Annotated in this window: 5 protein-coding genes; 1 reads left to right on the top strand and 4 read right to left on the bottom strand. The window is 66.2% G+C overall.

The features are described from left to right. Window positions 1-174 precede the first annotated feature (174 nt). The 4 genes from rpsG to VF794_RS03925 form a co-directional block, all read right to left on the bottom strand. On the bottom strand, window positions 175-645 hold the full coding sequence (gene rpsG, locus VF794_RS03940) for a 30S ribosomal protein S7 (protein ID WP_331107834.1): 471 nt from the start codon (window positions 643-645) through the stop codon (window positions 175-177). A gap of 139 nt (window positions 646-784) precedes the next feature. Further along, entirely contained in the window at window positions 785-1,156 is a 372-nt protein-coding gene (gene rpsL / locus VF794_RS03935) for a 30S ribosomal protein S12 (RefSeq protein WP_331107833.1), read from the bottom strand. Between the two features lie 206 nt (window positions 1,157-1,362). Further along, window positions 1,363-1,860, bottom strand: coding sequence for a ribosomal protein S18-alanine N-acetyltransferase (rimI, locus tag VF794_RS03930; protein ID WP_331107832.1), 498 nt, complete (start codon window positions 1,858-1,860; stop codon window positions 1,363-1,365). Next, complete coding sequence (locus tag VF794_RS03925) at window positions 1,857-2,576, bottom strand: hypothetical protein (protein WP_331107831.1); 720 nt, start codon at window positions 2,574-2,576, stop codon at window positions 1,857-1,859. Before VF794_RS03925 ends, rimI begins: the two co-directional genes overlap by 4 nt. Window positions 2,577-2,690: 114 nt before the next feature. On the opposite strand from VF794_RS03925, the gene VF794_RS03920 reads away from it, so the two are divergent. Next, on the top strand, window positions 2,691-2,924 hold a 234-nt coding region (locus VF794_RS03920; RefSeq protein WP_331107830.1), incomplete at its 3' end, for a DnaJ domain-containing protein.

Raw genomic sequence — 2,924 nt, 5'->3', positions numbered from 1 at the left:
GTGGTCTTGCCGGCGTCGATGTGCGCCATGATGCCGAGGTTGCGATAGCGCTCGAGGGGATACTCGCGGGGCATGGCTCCAAACCTCTCCAGAAGCGGATGTCTACAAAACCGCAAACACCCGGACGCGCGTTAAGCGCATCCGGGTGTCGGGCACAACAGGAAATTGCGAGGACTACCAGCGGTAGTGGGCGAAGGCCTTGTTGGCCTCGGCCATCTTGTGCGTGTCCTCGCGCTTCTTCACCGCGTTGCCACGGTTGTTGGCGGCGTCCATGATCTCGCCAGCCAGCTTCTCCATGGCCGTCTTCTCACCACGCGCCTTGGCGTAGGTGATGATCCAGCGCATGCCCAGGGCCACGCGGCGGTCCTGACGGACCTCGACGGGAACCTGGTAGGTGGCGCCACCGACGCGGCGGCTCTTCACCTCGAGCACCGGCTTGACGTTGTCCAAGGCCTTCTTGAAGGTCTTGAGGGGGTCCTCCTTCGCACGCTCTTCGATGACGGAGAAGGCGCCGTAGCACACCCGCTCGGCGATGGACTTGTTCCCCTTGCGCATCAGGTCGTTCACGAACTTCGTGACGAGCCGGTCCTGGAACTTCGGATCGGGAAGGATCTTGCGCTTGGCTACTACGCGACGACGAGGCATTGCTGTCTATCCCTTACGCCCCACTCCCCTGCACCCGGGAGTTTCAGAGGGGCTTGTGCTGCGTTTTCGATGAGGACCGCTTCCCCAGGGTGCGGGGCAAGCATCCGAACTAGAAAAACGAAGGTGATCGCGACCCGAATCAGCTCGGGCGCTTGGCGCCGTACTTGGAACGGCTCTGCTTGCGGCCCGCCACGCCGACGGAGTCGAGCGTGCCACGCACGATGTGGTAACGAACGCCCGGGAGGTCCTTCACACGGCCTCCGCGGATCATCACCACCGAGTGCTCCTGGAGGTTGTGACCCACGCCCGGGATGTACGAGGTGACCTCGATCCCGTTCGTCAGACGAACACGCGCCACCTTGCGAAGGGCCGAGTTCGGCTTCTTCGGCGTGGTGGTGTACACGCGCGTGCAGACGCCACGCTTCTGAGGGCACTCCTTCAGAGCGGGGCTCTTCCCCTTGATGTTCAACTTGGAGCGGCCCTGGCGGACCAGCTGGCTAATAGTCGGCACTGATACTCTCTTCCTTCCCGATCAACCCCGGGTGGGTGTCCCCGGGGGCGCATACAAACCTACAACCGCGCTTGAAAAAGGGTCGCGAGTATAGGGAGGGGGCACCCTGTGTCAAGCACTGCCAGCCCACGGTCTTGCAACCGTGGACCCCACGGGGGGCCATTCCCGCATCTCACGACAGGTCCGCTCCTCTACTCCCCCGGCTGCTAGAAGTCGAGGACCATCACGATCGCGTCCTCGGGGGGCTCACCCTCCCCCACGTAGTAGTTCGGCCGCACGCCTACCTGCCGGAAGCCGAAGGACTTGTAGAGGTTGATGGCGGCCTCGTTGCTCCGGCGCACCTCCAGGGTCGCCAGGCTGCACTTGCGTGCTCGCCCCTCGGCCAGCGTGGCGTCCATCAGCCTGCGCCCTACCCCCCGCCGTCGGTGCTCCGGCGCGGTGGCCACGTTGAGCACGTGCACCTCGTCGTGGACGATCCAGAAGATGGAGACGCCCAACAGCCGGCGGCCTCCCTCCGGCAGCGGCTCCTCCAGGAGGAAGATGACGGACCAGTCGTGACCCAGTTCTCGCTGGAGCAGCTCGAGCGACCAGGGGTTGCGGAAGGCGGCCTTCTCCAGCTCCATCACCGCCGGCAGGTCCTCGCGCGTCATCCTGCGGATCAGGAACGGGGACTCCTCACGGGGCTCCTCTCGCATCCGCCTCATCGCCGTGCCTCCCGAGCGAAGGGTGCCACCCGCCGCACCCGGGCCCCCGCCCTCACCTGGGCGAACTCCTCCTTCGCGAGCTCGCCGTAGCGCTCCCGGACCAGCTTCTCCCTCAAGGCGTCCTTCACGGACTCGTACGGCCCACCCAGCGTCGCCTTGTTCTGCTCCCAGTAGCGCCGTACCTCCGCCTCGTTCACCTGCGCCCTCAGGCGGATGCGACTGTCCAGGATGCGCTCGGCCCGCACGCCGCGCTCCAGCACCGCGGTGAGCTGCTCCAGGTCCGCGTCATGCCGCGCCAGGAAGTCCAGCAGCGCCGGCTCGCTCTCGAAGCGCTCCCGGAAGGTCCTCAGCCTCGCCTCCACCTCCGAGCGCTCCGCCTGGAAGGCCCTCAGCCTGTCCGCCCCCGCCACCAGCAGCCGCTGGTTGATCGCCAGCTCCAGCGCTCCCCTCAGCGTCTGCTCGTCGAGCGGGGCCTCCGCCGCTCGCACGCCTCCTCGCTGCACGAGCGCCACCCGCGTCTCGAACTCAAGCTCGCTCAGCGTGAGGACCTGGGTCTCGATGACCGCCACCACCCGGTCCACCAGCCGACCCTCGGACGCTGATGCCTCGGGGAGCGGTTCCTCGGGCGCGGCCCGCCAGGCGGCGGCCAGCGGCACCAATGAGAGCCACCCCACCACCAGCCCCGTCTTCGCTCCTCGTCCGCGCGGCGCTGACATTCCCTCTCTCATCTCCTCCGGCCACTTTATACATCCGGACCGAAGGGCACACGCCGTGCTGGCACTTGTCCTACGACTGGTTACGATCTTGCAGTTCGGAGGGTGCGAGACCAGATGGCGGACGACTACTACCAGATTCTCGGCGTGTCCCGGACGGCCTCGGCCGACGAGATCAAGAAGGCCTTCCGCAAGCTCGCTCGCCAGTATCACCCGGACGTCAACCCGGGGAACAAGGCGGCCGAGGAGAAGTTCAAGCAGCTCAACGCGGCCTTCGAGGTCCTCTCGGACGAGAAGAAGCGCTCGCTGTACGACGAGTTCGGCGAGGAGGCCGCGAAGATCGGCTTCGAC

The organism is Archangium sp. (genome assembly GCF_036389735.1).
Taxonomy (GTDB): domain Bacteria; phylum Myxococcota; class Myxococcia; order Myxococcales; family Myxococcaceae; genus Archangium.
The sequence above is the reverse complement of the archived record's forward strand: the minus strand, read 5'-3'. Positions and strand labels throughout refer to the sequence as shown.

What these genes read in the sequence shown, in the direction of transcription:
- rimI (WP_331107832.1), bottom strand. Translation starts at nt 1,860, where the DNA reads ATGAGGCGGATGCGAGAGGAGCCCCGTGAGGAGTCCCCGTTCCTGATC.
- VF794_RS03925 (WP_331107831.1), bottom strand. Translation starts at nt 2,576, where the DNA reads ATGTCAGCGCCGCGCGGACGAGGAGCGAAGACGGGGCTGGTGGTGGGG.
- rpsG (WP_331107834.1), bottom strand. Translation starts at nt 645, where the DNA reads ATGCCTCGTCGTCGCGTAGTAGCCAAGCGCAAGATCCTTCCCGATCCG.